This is a genomic window from Paenibacillus sp. J22P165 (genome assembly GCF_059692015.1).
Genome location: NZ_JCAUAP010000001.1, coordinates 742,959 through 757,804, shown reverse-complemented (window position 1 = coordinate 757,804; position 14,846 = coordinate 742,959). Strand labels below are relative to the sequence as shown.

Below are 14,846 nucleotides of genomic sequence, written 5' to 3'. Positions count from 1 at the left end.
CTGCTATACCCAATTCTACTCTATCCCTCTTCTTTTCTCTTCTCATTCTCTCCTTTCACTCCATCCATCCATCCATACATACATCCATCCATCCATCTTTCCTTCAACTTCTCTCCTTTCACTCCATCTCTCAAAAATGCAAAAATACAACCTTTTCTACTATTTTTTCGTTAATATTGGAAAATGCGTGCAAATAGGCAACCTTTTTAACGTTTTTGCTGAGTATCTCCTGAAATCACTTCAAATTGATGCCTATTTGCATCAATTTACAATAATCAAGGGAAAACCCATTCAAAAAGTGCTTTTTTGCACTTTTGACAGGGTTAGAGGACTTGAAGACTTGAAGACATCAGAGCTCTCATAAAATCAAATTTGCTCCATCGGGCACTATATTGGTTACCTCCACTCCTCTGTTACTTATTACTCCACATCCTCCTACTTCTTCACATTATTCAACTTTTCCCACATTCTTTCTTTATCCTCACTATTTTCCAATTATTCTCATTTCACTTATAGCTCCTCATTACTGTCCTTACTGCTCACTACTCTCATATTGGGGGAGATAGTTGAGGGAGATAGTCGAAGGAGATAGTCGTGGGAGATAGTCGTGGGAGATAGTCGTGGGAGATAGTCGTGGGAGATAGTCGTGGGAGATAGTCGTGGGAGATAGTCGTGGGAGATAGTCGTGGGAGATAGTCGTGGGAGGTAGTCGTGGGAGGTAGTCGAAGGAGATAGTCGAGGGAGATAGTTAGCAGGGGATGCGGGGGTGGTGCGGTAGTAGTTGGAGCTCCGGCTGGAACTGGGTGCTACACAAACAACAAACCAGAAAGACACACACTTGCAGGCAAGCGTGTGTCCTTCTGGTTTTATTGGTTAGTTTGTTTTAGCAACAATCGCGTAATCACCGTAATCGCCTCTGCACGTGTAACTGTGGCAAGAGGTCCAAAGCGGTTCTCTGCGTATCCTTGCATCAGCCCCGCTTTTTGCACGATGCCTACAGCATTTAAGGCCCACGCTGGAATGTCGGAGACATCCGCGAATGCCACGGCTTTCTCAGCTGAGGCACCCAGTCCATAAGCGTTCGCCAGCACAACAGCCAGTTGTGCTCTTGTTAATTGATCAGCAGGACGAAATGTGCCGTCCTCATATCCTTGAATAAGATTCGATTTAGCAGCCAGCGCAATCGCTTGCTTCGCCCAATCGCCGATCGAACCGCTATCGCTGTAGTTCGGCAGCTTCTCTGCGCCAGCGTTCGGATGCAAAGCATTCATCAGCATGACGATGAATTCCGCACGCGATACGAACTGATTCGGCTTGAATGTGCCATCCTCATAGCCATGTACGATACCCGTTTTCAACGCTGATTGAATTTCCGCCTCTGCCCAATGCCCTGCTACATCATTAAGCATTTCAGGCACAATCGTCGCTTGTTTAACGGCAAATACGGCATACTTCGTCAAATGGTCTACATCGACGGTGATCTGATCTCCATTCACCTTACCACCAGGGACTTCTACCCACACTTTTGTAGCTTCATCATAATAGAAAACTGCTACTCTCTGGTCAGAAAGCAAGCTAGCTTTGTCGAACGTAAACGTTAATGTGATCGGCTTACTGAAGTTCTCCGAGAAATTTTTCAATATCTCAAAAATCGGACTCGCCAAACCATCTTTATTAGTTAAAAGTTTTTGAGTATCTAGTACTTTGTCAATCGTGATCTTCAATTCTTTGACCGAAGCATCAGCCGGAATCGTAATCTTGACCTCATTGTTTAAACTAACTTCGCCTGTTTTACCTTGCGGCAATGTCAACGTACCATTTTTAGAAACAAGGGGTAAGTCATTTGCAATTGGCGTTATGAAACCTTGGCCACCTAAGTCCGACGGCGAATCATCATTACTTGCAGGTGCTATTTTCACACTTACCATTACAAAACCACTATCTTTGCTAAATGGTACCTCACTACCATTCCATACTACCTTCGTTGTGGATGGCGCGTAAGTCACCGTAGTCACACTGCTGACGCCTGACAACTCTCCTACAGCCAGCTGTAGTTCGTTCGTGTTCACACTAGTTGTGATGCTCACATTCTCCGCTGTTTGTTGCGTACCGTCTACAAAATAATATTGCACCTGTCCAGCTACTTCCTTATCGCTATTCGAATAGAATAATTGCTTACGACCATCTTTCATGTCCACCACGATGTGTGTGGGATCTGTTCTACGAACGTTCTCGATTTTACTCGTACCAGAGAAAGGTTCAAGTACGCTAACAAATTGCGCGTTGTTGCCGTATACCCGATTAACCACGGTTGGTGTATATACAGCAGTATCATTACCAGGTCCCGGTGCTTCACCTACGATCATCGTAGAAGTTGTGCTCGGGGAGCTAGTTAAGCTGAATAGCTTTAATCCCTTGCCATTGACGGTGTTCCATGCACCTTCCCATTTACCAGAAAGCTCCTTGGATTTCCCATTTCGGAAGAAAGGCGTCGAGTCCTTCGTACCCAGTGGACCTGCAAAAGTATCCATAGTCGTGCCAGGAGTGAATGAGCCAATACCGTGCAATACCCAATCATACTGACGTTTTGTTGCCGATTCCAGCGTAAACAGATCGATCATGTAATCCTTTGTCACAGCCACTGTACGCTCATAGCGTCCCATACCCGTGTACGCTTTACTTGAGGTGTTCGTCATCAAATTAAAAGGTTCCGATTGCATGAATAACTTCGTCGGTTCATACACTTCCACATTGTTCACAGTCGGAATTGCCTGTGTATCGCCGTCAACCATGACGGTGTTGTGTGAGAATGTCGTTTTGTAATAAGACGTGTACATGGAATTACTGTAAGGAGGAATACCCAGATCCGGTGCTAACCGCTCACCTTTCCCGAATACCTCTAAATGAAGTTTATCCGGATGACCGTGGTAACCACCATGCACACCGTAATCAACAAGTGCGTACAGTTGTTCATTTCCCGTACCTGCTCGCAAAACAGAATGGCCAAGTCCAGTGAAATTCTTGCTCTCTGACGGTAATGTGCCGCCAGTTGGAATCACAGATTTCCCGTAAAACACCGCTTGTTCCCCAACAATACCTGAGCTTGTATTGCCTGGTACAATAAAGCCGCCTCTTGCCCGCTCTTTGTCATTATAAAGAGTACTTAGCAGCGTACCGTAAACAGCGTCATTGTACTGCGCGTATACACCTTCGTAATCCATCGGCACGACTCTTCCTGGCGCTCCTAAATTCGTAGGATACTTACCAGAATCGTTACTGTTAATAATGCCGAGATCAGGGAAAGCATACTGAATCGTAACATCAAATGTTTTCTTGAAGTTCGGACTAGCAAATAGATCATATCCCATGTTCTTCAAGGCTTGCGCATGAAAGAACAGAGCAGACTGTGCGTAGAAATGGTAACCAATTGCGCCCTCATACCAGAAACCATCGGATAGAACACTATTTGCCATTTGGAAGTTAAATCCACTACGTCCTAGAACGGAGAAATCCATCAGTGTTTTATCTTCCAACACAGCCCCGACAGCGCCAATTGCCGCATTGTGCCAAGTTTGCCAGTTGGACTTCCCTACATCGTAGCCTTGCAACGTTTTCGCTGATGGAGCAAACAAATTCTGCTCCACATTGTACTTCTCAGCAGCATTCAATAAACCACTTGGCTCAATCAAGTCATAGGCTTGAACCAGCATAATCATTTGAACCGCTTCATCTAGCGATTGGTAATACAATCTACCGTTCTGCGCTTGCAGAGCGTAGCTAGGATACAGTTCCGCATAATGGAGTAGCATATCTTTGGCTTTCTGCGCGTACTTCGCTTCTCCACTTAACGCATACGTCAGTGCAAGATTGCGTACGGCTTCAATATTCACCGTATGCGCCGTAAACCGCCATCCACCATCGATATCTGCGCCCGTGTACACTTGGTTGTTGGTCGGACACAAGTGAGCATTAGGACTATCATAGTTGAACACGAGTGGTGTATCCCCACAGACGAATTTCCCACTCTCTCCCGCTGGTTTGGTAGGATAGTAGACCGTTTTATTCAACCAGCTATCAGCCTTTAGCTTTATCGCATCTAGGTAATCCTCGGCCCAACCATAGGTCTGAATCTTAGCTTTGGATTCATTCAATTGCGTTTGTGATGTCATGATGTAAGGATGCTGCTTCGTTGCGACCCTTGACGCACCAACCTTCACATTCAATTCAATATTAATTTCCTTACCGCCAGCCAAAGGCTTAACGGTGTATATCGCTTTCTTCGTCTCACCCGCTTGTGCGGAGGCAGGTACTTTCACTTCGATATCCACATCAGTTTCAGCACCTTGCGCGACGACAGGCGTAGTTCCTGATAGCGTTACGTTATAGCCCGCACCAAACGCTGTTTTCGGTGTAATTTGATAGGTTGTATCTACGTTACTAATATTCTTGAGTGAGAAAGTATAGTGCAACGTGCTGTCTGGCAACGCACTTTTATCAATTTGCTTAATAGATGGTTCTACCGCGTTTTTAGCCAAGGCAAAACCATCAAAATACAGCTTATCTGTCGGATCTGGTGCTGGATCAGAATCATACCATTTAGGGTGAATGATAATTTGGTTAAAATTTACTAAGTTTGCTGATCCCGTAGAGTTCAGCATTTTGTTAAATGGAATTTCAACCTTCTTCCATCCTGCCCAATCCACATAGAACGTGGACATGAAATAATCGAAGCTAGGCGTCGATGCAATGTTAGTGTCTAAGATGAAGTACACCTTTTTGTTCGATGCCTTCTCTGAATACAACCAAAATTCGATTTGGTCATTTTGGCTCCATGGTGCTGTAAGACCTGTGACATTAATTGCCGTTGCTGGGTTCGTCCATAGACCAGACTTCAGTCCTTGCACAGCGATGGTCGAACTTGCCGTCGTATTCGTCCATCCTGTAAACGCCTCCATGTTTCCGATTGGTGTACTCGAGCTGCCAGATAAATCAATCGTGTACGCTTGACTCGTTACTTCACTCACTTTGCTATCAAATTCCGCTTTGGTCGTGATCGTCTGTGATTGATCAACCAAGATCGGTGCCGTGTACAGCTTGAATGATGCATCTACGCCTTCCACTTTATAATATACCGCAGCACCTACAGTTTCAGAGGTCAATGTGACGTTCTTCGCTTCTGCATACGTTCCTGCTGGTGGATTTGCAACGACATTTTCAACGAAATCGCGATAAACGAACGTGTAGTGATAAGTCGTTTCTTCGCTATCTACATTGGAAATAGATGACTTCGTTACCAATGTCGTATTCGTAGTTAATGTAAGCGGTGTTGTATAGAGTTGAAAAACGCTATCAATGCCGACTCTTTTGTAATACGTTTTGGCAAGTAGGGCTGGTGTAGATTGGGTTGTTAAACTTACCAATACTTTGTTGACATATTCACCGGACGGTTTGTCAGCTAGGGCTGGCATAACGGTTGCCGTATTCGTTAACCGAAGATCATCTAAGTAAATTTGCAATCCTAAGTCAAGTGTTGTTCCTGAAACAGCAGCTTGATCAAATCGCACATAATCTAAAGGTCCCCAATTATTTAACGAATCAATGCTTTTTTGAGTTTGGACAGTACTTAACGGAACCTCAATTTCTTTCCACCCCGTCCAATCCAATGGGACTCTGTAGTAATAATAGTTACTTGTGTCACCTTTCATGAAAAATCGAATCTGAATCGGCTTATCCGCTTGGTCCCCTGCTCTTGCTTTCACGGAATAGGCCCACACTTTAAGTGTGCTATAGCCCCTCAAATCAACAGTTGGTGCCGCTTTAGGATACATGAGAGCTGAGCCTGCAACATCTGTAGTGCCATTGTTAAAAGCTAAAAGCCACTTCTTCGAGCCTGTGCCTTCCTTAATATATTGTGAATCCGTATTCGCAATAACGGCCACACCTGAGGTACCTACCGTATCACCTGTTGCATTCGTCGCTGAATCCATATTGTTGAGTTGTTGCGAAATTGGAAAAGGAGCAACCGCAGCATCCACCACTGGTGGTGCTACGAATAAGGGAATCATGCTTACAAGGAGCAGTGCTGTCAGCATCATTGATAACCTTTTCTTGAACGAATGAATATCCATTTGTATCTTCCTCTCTATCGCGAGATAATACAAAGCCCCGCTATCTCAGGCGGGGCTGTAATCGGTGAATCCATTCAACCATTAATCTTATTTTTTCACAGCAGCCTTAGCACGTTTATCAGCATTTCTGTAGATATTCACGATTTCCTCATAACCAAGCTTCTTCTGCTCTTCAATGAATTTATCCCATTCGCTAAAATTACGTGTACCCATGATGAATTTAGAGAAATTCTCGTCACGATTAGCGTTCAAAGAATCACCTTTCGTGTCCAAAACTTGTTGCTCTTCCAATGTGAAAGAAAGCGTACTATTTTTCTCACCATCATACTTAGGAGCTTCTTTATATGCAGCTTGCAACTCAGGGGAAGAAACGGAAATATGCGAATTGAAATCAAACCAAGTATAAGCTCCATCTGTGGACAAGCCCGTTTTCTTTCTCAAATCTGCGATGTCAGCATACTTCGTTGTGAAGGATGTTCCACTCGCTGTCTCTCCTTCTTTACCCCAACTCACTAGTTTCTTACCTTCTTCCGAGTAGAAGAAATCCAGATACTTCATGACTTCTTTGATTTGTTTCGACTTGGATGAAACCATGAAGCCTTCTTCTGTTACTGCCGTAAATGCCGTCTTACGTGGTCCGCCTGCCCATCCTGCCGGTGGAGCCATATAGTTCATCGTAAACTGTGGGTTGTCTTTACCTAATGCACTGTTATAGAAGTCAATACGTCCAATGTAGTCGAGTGTAACGAATGCACGATTCGTGGAAACGATATCCTGCCACATTTTCGTATCAATCGTTAAGAAATCTTTCGGGATCAAGCTCTCTTTGTAGAACTTGTTCATATACGTCAACAGCGTCTTGTATTCGTTCTGAATTGGCGCATACTTCCAATCCTTGGATGCACTGTCATAGAACACAGATGCTTTTCGTTTCTCTACTTCTGCTGGTACGTTGAAGCCAGCTCCGAAATCGTACATATACCGCAAGCCATTACGGAATGTCAACGGATAGCTATCTGGATAAGCCGCTTTCAACTTCTTCAAAGTCTCATACAGTTCATCCCAGTTCGTTGGCGTCGTTAAGCCAAGCTTCTTGAATACATCTTCCCGATACATCCAGGTACGACGGTTCGATTCACCCAAACCTTGGTTCGGGAACACATACATTTTGCCATCTGAAGATAGTACGTTCTGCGCTTCTGTTGGGTACTTCTCCATCCAAGCCTTCAGGTTCGGCATATCTTTCACATAATCAAGAATGTTGACCAAGGCACCTTGCTGACCAAATTTATCCGCTATCGCTTTCGTCTGTGTCCACATTAGATCCGGCATATCACCAGAAGCAACAGTCATTGCGAGCGCATCCTCAAGCAGGTTTCCTGGCGGCAATTGAATGTCCAGCTTCACGCCGGTTTTCTCCGTCAGATATCCCCATACTTTCCAGTTCGCATCATAAGGCCAGCTCGGGTTACTGTAGTCTAGAAACTTGAAGGTTTGCGCTTTCGGTGCTGACGAAGCTGTTGTTGCTGCTGTCGATGCTGCGGATGGCGTTGCTACACTGCTTTCTTTGGAACATGCACCCATGACGAAACTCATGCTCATAATTGTTGCTAACATAACGACCGACTTTTTCTTCATACGTTGCCCCACTCTCCCTAATTCCTTTGAATTTGCTTTCCCCTTGTGTGAAATGGCCTCATGCTGTTTGACTTTCCATGTCTCACTTGCCATGCTTTCCTTGCGTCCCATTGTTCTTGTACCTCTATATTAACCTTTGATCGACCCAATTAGTGCTCCTTTTGCAAAATACTTCTGCAGGAACGGGTAGATCATTAGGATGGGAACCGTTGTAATAATGATGGTTGCATATTTTATGGATTCATCCACGATCATGCTGTCGCCACCGATATTTCCAGCGCCGGTGCCTTGTCCTTGCAGCACCATGTTGCGGACAATAATTTGCAAGGGGAACAAGTCGGCATCTCGCAAATATAAGAGCGCAGAGAAGAAGTTGTTCCAGATCGCAACGCCGTAAAATAAACCAATCGTCGCCAGAATTGCTTTAGATAGTGGTAATACAAGTCGGAAGAAGATGCCGATGTCTGTAAGTCCATCCATTTTGCCTGACTCCTCAACCTCTTGGGGCATGCCTGCGAAAAATGTACGCATGACAATGAGGTTCCAAGAACTAACCAGAGTTGGTATAATCATGGCCCAAATCGTATCAATAAGATGATAGCTTTTGACGACTAGGAACGTCGGAATCAAGCCACCGCTGAAGAATAACGTAATGACAATCATGATCATGAAGCCACGTTGAAACAACATATGTTTCTTCGAAAGGGCATAAGCAGCAGCTGCGCTAACGACCAAGGAAAGCGTCGTACCTAGTACGGTATACAAGATCGTATTGAGATAAGCCCTCCCAATTTCTGGTTTTTCAAAAACGGAGGCATACGTGTTCAAATTAAACTCTTTTGGCCACAGGAAGACTTGCCCCTTTAGGACAGGAACTACTCCACTGAACGAAACCGCTATCATATAAACGAAGGGATACAGCGCCGATACGACCACGCCTAGCAAACTCACAAATAAAACGACATCAAAGACACCAAATTTTCTTTTCATACTCGTGTACTCCCTTCGTTACCATAAGCTTGTCTCGCTCGTTCTGCGGCTAATCCAATTGGCAGTCAGAATGAAGATGAGGTTAATGATAGAGCTGAATAAATCAATGGCTGTCGCATAGCTGTAGTTCAATGACTGTATACCCGTCCGATACACGTAGGTAGATAGTACGTCGGCAGTCGAATAGATGGAAGGATTCAACATCAGTAGCACTTTCTCGAAACCGATATCTAGGACATGTCCGATGTTCAAAATAAACAGAATAATAATCGCCGGCATAATGCCCGGAATTGTAATATGAAGCAATTGGTGTCTGCGATTCGCACCATCCACTCTTGCTGCCTCATACAACTGAGGATCAATTGCACTTAGAGCTGCTAAATAAATGATCGTTTCCCAACCGACATGCTGCCAAATCTCTGATAAAATGTAGATCGCTCGGAAATAGTTTTCATTTTGCATGAAGTTTATTGCGTCATAACCGAACCATTCGATCACGTTATTGACTAATCCACTCGTTGGCGAGAGAAATAAGAACATCATACTCACAACAACAACATTGGAAATAAAATGAGGTAAATAACTAACCGATTGAACAAAACGTTTTAATGTCGCCTTGCGCACTTCATTTAATAAGAGAGCTAAAATAATAGGTGCAGGGAATCCGAAAATAATCTTGTACACGCCTAGGAGCACCGTATTTTTCAGCAGCTTCAGAAAATCAGGACTATGGAAGAACAGCGAATAGTATTTTAATCCGACCCATTCACTCGCCCACACGCCTTTGAAGGTGTTATAGTCCTTAAACGAAATCAAAATCCCGAACATTGGCACGTACTTAAATAATATGTAGTAAATTAGCGCCGGCAAAAACAAAAGCATGAGATACTTGCTGTTATGCCATCTCTTTAGGAATGGATGCATCCCTTGACCTCCTGTCTGAATATCCTGTCTATGCATCAAACTTTAAAGGAACGGCGAATACCGGGCAATGAGTCATAATTTCGATTCCTCACTATTTTCTGCTTTCCCCCAAAATGACATATTATCTTAAGGAAAGTGAAGATATCTCCCTCCAGCTTGATTGGCAAATTCCACAATCGCATCCATGATCTGTCACCTATTTACCAATCAAATACACGTTATAATGCCTGAATCATGAAAATGGATAACTTTTTAAAGGTCAGAGTATTGAACCCCTCCTACTCCTCCATGCTATACTCAATATTGTTAATCTCCCGTAAAGAAAGGAATGACACGATGAAGTGGATAGCACGATTTTCGACAAAAATCCAAAATCAAGTATCACTGTTCTACACCCTGTTCTGCAGCTTCATCGCGATTATTCTCTTGCTCGTTTCCATTAATGCGTGGTCCTATTCCTTCTTTCGCGATCGGATTAAGGATGAGATTATCGTCAATAGCGGTCTGAATTTGAACACAACATTCGCTAATTATGAGAAACATATCAAACTGATTCGCAGTATCATGGTTGGTTATCTGTTCAGCAATGAGACAGAATTACTTAAGAATGGGAACCCCTTGTCCCACTACGATATTGTGATTAAAGCGCAAAATGAATTACAGTACTCGCTTAACAATTCCTTGCTCTATTTGGACAACATTCTCTATTACTTCAAAGATAGTCGTTTCATCATTGAAAAAGATGGTACCCGGAATGCCGAGACCATGTTCAACAAGTTTTATTCCCAATCTGCTTACACCGTCGATTTCTGGAATAAGGAGATTGAAAGCCCACAGAGCTTTAAAATCTATCCTTCCGCCGTTTTCAACTCGGTCACTGCATTTGAGCACAAGCAGATCGGCAGTCTCATGCCTATTATGATCAAGAGCGCGTATGATACGAATTTCGCTTTTATCGTCTTTATGAAGAGCGCGAATACCTATGAATCCTTTCACCAGTCACAACCCGACAGCAGCCTCTCCATCGTGGATAGCGATCGAAACGTTGTCTTCTCCTCCAAGGTCTTAGAACTACCCGAAGAAATTAAGGAGAAGACAGGAGTCGGCTATACACGGATTAAGAATATCTATTATTTTTACCGTACTAGTGCAGAAACAGGTTTAACGTATATTGAAATCGTTTCAGACAAAGGACTTACGGAACAAATACACCGGCTTAACCTTAACATGCTGGCGCTTATCTTATTGTCCTTGTTCATTTCACTTGCTGTGTCCTATTTGATCGCCAAAAGATTCCACAATCCTTTAGCGAATATGGTTCGTTCTTTGGAAATGTATCATCCTGTTGGTCTACAAGGAATTTCAAATAGTCGAATTAGAGAATTCAATGTGCTGCACAATACACTCAACAATTTGTCCCGTTCCAATCAAGAATTTCATAACGATCTTCGCTCCAAAAACACCTATTACAGCAATTTGCATATATGACTCGCTTGAAGAAGCTTGATGGAAAGGGTTCCCAATTACACACCTTGATCGACTCCAACAAGCCTTACAAGCTCGTGCTGATTCAGATCGATTTCAATGATAAGTTCCTCACGGAAATTACGAACGCGCATCAGCGCACTTTTAACACATATAAAGAGTTGATTGATGCTCATTTCTCGAGCCTATACACAGATTCGTTGACCTTCCAATTAGAAAAGGATCAGATCTTATCCATTATTTTTGTTGAAAATGAGCAGGAAGAAGCGCGTTCTGATGATCTAGTACGACTTGTACAAATGCTAGATATCGATGCGTCGTATGGCAACTTCACGATTGCACCTAGCCCTATCCACAAGCATTCGTCTGACTTCGTCGAGACTTACCAGAACGCGCTGGATCTGATCAAGCAACGGCGTCTTGGCGAAGGTGTCCAGATTATTAGGGAATGGCTGCCACAGCCTGCTTTACTGATTCCTACGCCGTCGGAGGAGAATGAGCTGACTGTCAATCTGCACGCTGGATCTGATGGAGTCACAATTCCATTAGCTGACAAGCTTCTCGATCAACTTGCCAAAGCTGGCGCACTCGCGCAGCAATTCCAAGACTTTACCAAAGATATCGTCAACAAAGCATTGAAGAGCATGTATGCGCAAAATATTTCCATTCATACGTTCTCAGACAGAGGGTCCCCTTATGATCTCTTGAAGGCTTGTCATACCTTAGAACAGTACAAAGCGTTCTTGCATTGGTTCCTTGCGCAATCTGCGGCAGCCATTAGAGAAAAAAAATCCGAAACCGACGTCATGACCAAATTCGTTATGGAATATGTGGAGTCAAATTTCGGAGACGACCTGTCACTGGAAGCCATATCAGCCAAGTTGGGAATTACTGGGCCGTATCTGTCGACCTATTTTAAAGAAAAGACAGGAACGAATTTCAGCGACTACATTTTCACCGTCCGAATGAATAAATCGATTGAAATGCTGCGAGATACCGATTTAAAAATTCAAGAAATCGCTTCGCTTGTTGGCTACTTTACGGCCGCCTCTTTCAACCGAGTTTTCAAACGGCATACAGGGATTACACCAAGCGAATTCCGTAGGCTTAATAATAAGAACTAAATGAAAAAGAGGGAGCAATTACGCCTTGATGACGTAGTTGCTCCCTCTTTGTTATTCAACCTTATAGATCCTTCGCATATCTTGCATAGCTCTTCCAACTTTGATAACCCAACTTTCCGTAGAAATCTACGAAAGGAGTCGTATCAATGACCACGTGACGTATGCCACGCTCCAGCAAATAATGAATCGCAGCTTGTACGATAGAGATACCGTACCTATGACCTCGGAAGCTCTCATCGATACCGAGTGGTCCAATGCCCCCTAATTCTCCCTCGAAAAGCGGCGACCAGTAGATGTTCTGCGCTAATAAGGGAGACTGCGCATCATTCATCCGACAGAACCCGATAATCGCACCCTGCTTTTCCAATAGGACGAACTCTCGACCTGTTCCTCCGCGCTCCCAATAATCGCTATGCTGATAATCCCATGTTCCTGGAAAGCATCGGCTCATGAAGGCTGTTAATTGGTCCTTGTCGCTGCGATCAGCAATTCGGAATGATGCTTCATGGACAGCAGGCAAAGTGACAATGGGATCGTCATCGTATGCGTTCAGCAGATCATACGATCGCTCTAGGAAGGTGTAAGCTCGCTTCTCGAACCAAAGCTTCGTTCCCTCGAGGGTGTCTGGAATACCCGGAAAAAGACGACCGTAGAGATCATTTCCCAGCATGATCCGCTTAGCGCCGGATTCCTTAAGCGCTTCTTCAGCTTTGCGTAGCAAGCTGTTCCCAATCCCTTGATTGCGATATCCTGGATCTACCATAAGCGCATGAATCCAACCCAAATCCCCACGAATCCCAAACCGCTCTGTTGCTTCACTTGCTCTCTTCGCTACAACGAACCCGACGACGTGCTCCGTCCCTTGTTCTAACGCTACCCAGGATCCCTCCTGCAACCAGATTCGGTCTTCCACCGTATTCTGTTGCAGCAATCGATACCTCATCGGAAACGAATCCGACAACGTCCTATTCCAAAGCGCCATCATATCGCTCAGATGCGACACGTCCATCTGTTTGTAATGTAAGCTCATTCTGCTCCTCCTCTGGGTACCCTTGTTTACACAAACGTAACTTATGGCATTTGGCATTGCTTTTGTCACTCGATACTCACATACACCCGCTAACCGACAACTAACTGGATAAACTACAGCTATTTCCTACTCATTCGGCAAGAGAATCCAATTAATTGTAAAAAGTACAGTTAATACAGCAACATCTCACTATTCCCATCAAATCGAGCACTATTAGCTGTATAAAATACAGTTATTTCTTGAAAATGAGGAAAAGCTGCAAAATTAACTACTGGAAATCCAGTTATAATATAATCCGCTTGCAAACATGATAATCGTTCAAACATTATAATCTTGCGAGATCTCGCTAACCCGCCGCCTTCTCAACACAAATGATCTCAAAAAGCCCCGCCCCGCCTTGGAAAGCGAGAACGGGACTTCCTAACCAATCCTATTCCCCATAAATGTGAGGATTCTGGCGTTGGCATTCCTCGATGACCCATAGCTGCCTGCGCACCTGCTGAGGTGTAATTTCCAGCTCTTTGCCCTCGGTAAGGGTCTCATACAACATCAGATACAGCCTCTCTGTCATATGTTCGAAAGCCGATTTCCCGTCTGCAATCGCAACTTCCCAGCTGTCCGTTTGCCATGGCAGCGTTTCACTGCAATACGCAGGTTTCCCTTCCGCTGAGAATAACGGCTCACGGATTAACTTCTGTTCAGGCGCTTCTTCCGGCTTAAAATATTTCCACTCCAGCTTATTCCCTGTTCCATGAAGACCGCCATTCGTTCCTTGAATGTTGAATTGTTCATGAGGGAAGGTGCAACTGGATGAAATTTCCAGATCAATGGTAGGTCTTCCTTTTCCGCGCAGCAGCAGCTTCACATAATCCTCCGCATCACCGAAGGTATTCGTTCTGTCCATGATACATGTGACCTCTGGCTGTGCATCCGCCCCAAAAAGCTGCAGCGCCTGATCCAGCGGGTGAGGTCCCGTATTCATTAAGCTTCCGCCATTATTGCTTTGCAGCGTTTGCCAATCCCAGCGACGTGCAAAGCCATTCAGGCTGAAATCAATCTGCACGATACGCCCCAGCACGCCTGATTCAATCACTTTGCGCAGCTGGACGAAAGCCGGCTGGTAACGGGATTGCTGGAATACGGCCAAAACAGCCCCTGTTCGCTCGGATGCGGCTATCAATTGATCGACTTCCTCCGTTGTCTTAGCCAATGGCTTCTCGCACAAGACATGCAGTCCGCGATTGAGCAGCTCCAATGTGATCGGAAAATGCTGATGGCTCGGAGAAGCATTCACAATCAAATCCAGCTCCTCATTCGCCACCATTTCCTCCCAAGATGCGTACGCTTTGCAGCCGTATTCTTGTTTGGCAAGCTCTTGACGTTCTGGAATGGAGTCTGCAACCGCCGTAATGCGGTAATGCTCAGGAAGCTGCACTAGCAAATTGCCGTGGATGTCGCGCCCGCTGCGCCCTTGCCCAATAATACCAACCTTTACTATTTTCTTAGTCATCGTGAATCCCTCTTTCC

The 14,846-nt window shown here is 44.5% G+C and carries 8 protein-coding genes; 2 read left to right on the top strand and 6 right to left on the bottom strand.

The features are described from left to right. Nucleotides 1–866: 866 nt before the first annotated feature. The 4 genes from AC58QM_RS03285 to AC58QM_RS03270 form a co-directional block, all read right to left on the bottom strand. A complete protein-coding gene (locus tag AC58QM_RS03285; RefSeq protein ID WP_497281312.1) occupies nt 867–6,128 on the bottom strand; it encodes an S-layer homology domain-containing protein in 5,262 nt (1,753 codons plus the stop codon). Nucleotides 6,129–6,215: 87 nt separating this feature from the next. Then, nucleotides 6,216–7,877 (bottom strand): extracellular solute-binding protein, encoded by a 1,662-nt coding sequence (locus AC58QM_RS03280; protein WP_497281311.1) that lies wholly within the window; start codon nt 7,875–7,877, stop codon nt 6,216–6,218. 18 nt (nt 7,878–7,895) lie between these two features. Next, complete coding sequence (locus AC58QM_RS03275; RefSeq protein WP_497281309.1) at nt 7,896–8,756, bottom strand: carbohydrate ABC transporter permease; 861 nt, start codon at nt 8,754–8,756, stop codon at nt 7,896–7,898. Between the two features lie 18 nt (nt 8,757–8,774). Then, complete coding sequence (locus AC58QM_RS03270) at nt 8,775–9,680, bottom strand: ABC transporter permease (RefSeq protein ID WP_497281307.1); 906 nt, start codon at nt 9,678–9,680, stop codon at nt 8,775–8,777. A 336-nt stretch (nt 9,681–10,016) separates the two neighbouring features. Here AC58QM_RS03270 and AC58QM_RS03265 point away from each other — a divergent pair, with 336 nt between their 5' ends. Both AC58QM_RS03265 and AC58QM_RS03260 read left to right on the top strand, forming a co-directional pair. Beyond that, nucleotides 10,017–11,168 carry a hypothetical protein gene (locus tag AC58QM_RS03265; RefSeq protein WP_497281306.1) on the top strand — a complete coding sequence of 384 codons (1,152 nt, stop codon included), beginning with the start codon at nt 10,017–10,019 and terminating at the stop codon, nt 11,166–11,168. Next, a complete protein-coding gene (locus tag AC58QM_RS03260; RefSeq protein ID WP_497281305.1) occupies nt 11,165–12,289 on the top strand; it encodes a helix-turn-helix domain-containing protein in 1,125 nt (374 codons plus the stop codon). The genes AC58QM_RS03265 and AC58QM_RS03260 overlap by 4 nt, the downstream gene beginning before the upstream one ends. 61 nt (nt 12,290–12,350) lie before the next feature. On the opposite strand, the gene AC58QM_RS03255 is transcribed toward AC58QM_RS03260, so the two are convergent. Next, complete coding sequence (locus AC58QM_RS03255) at nt 12,351–13,319, bottom strand: GNAT family N-acetyltransferase (RefSeq protein ID WP_497281303.1); 969 nt, start codon at nt 13,317–13,319, stop codon at nt 12,351–12,353. A gap of 430 nt (nt 13,320–13,749) precedes the next feature. Continuing rightward, nucleotides 13,750–14,829, bottom strand: a complete 1,080-nt coding sequence (locus tag AC58QM_RS03250) for a Gfo/Idh/MocA family protein (RefSeq protein ID WP_497281302.1) — start codon at nt 14,827–14,829, stop codon at nt 13,750–13,752. Nucleotides 14,830–14,846: the final 17 nt, after the last annotated feature.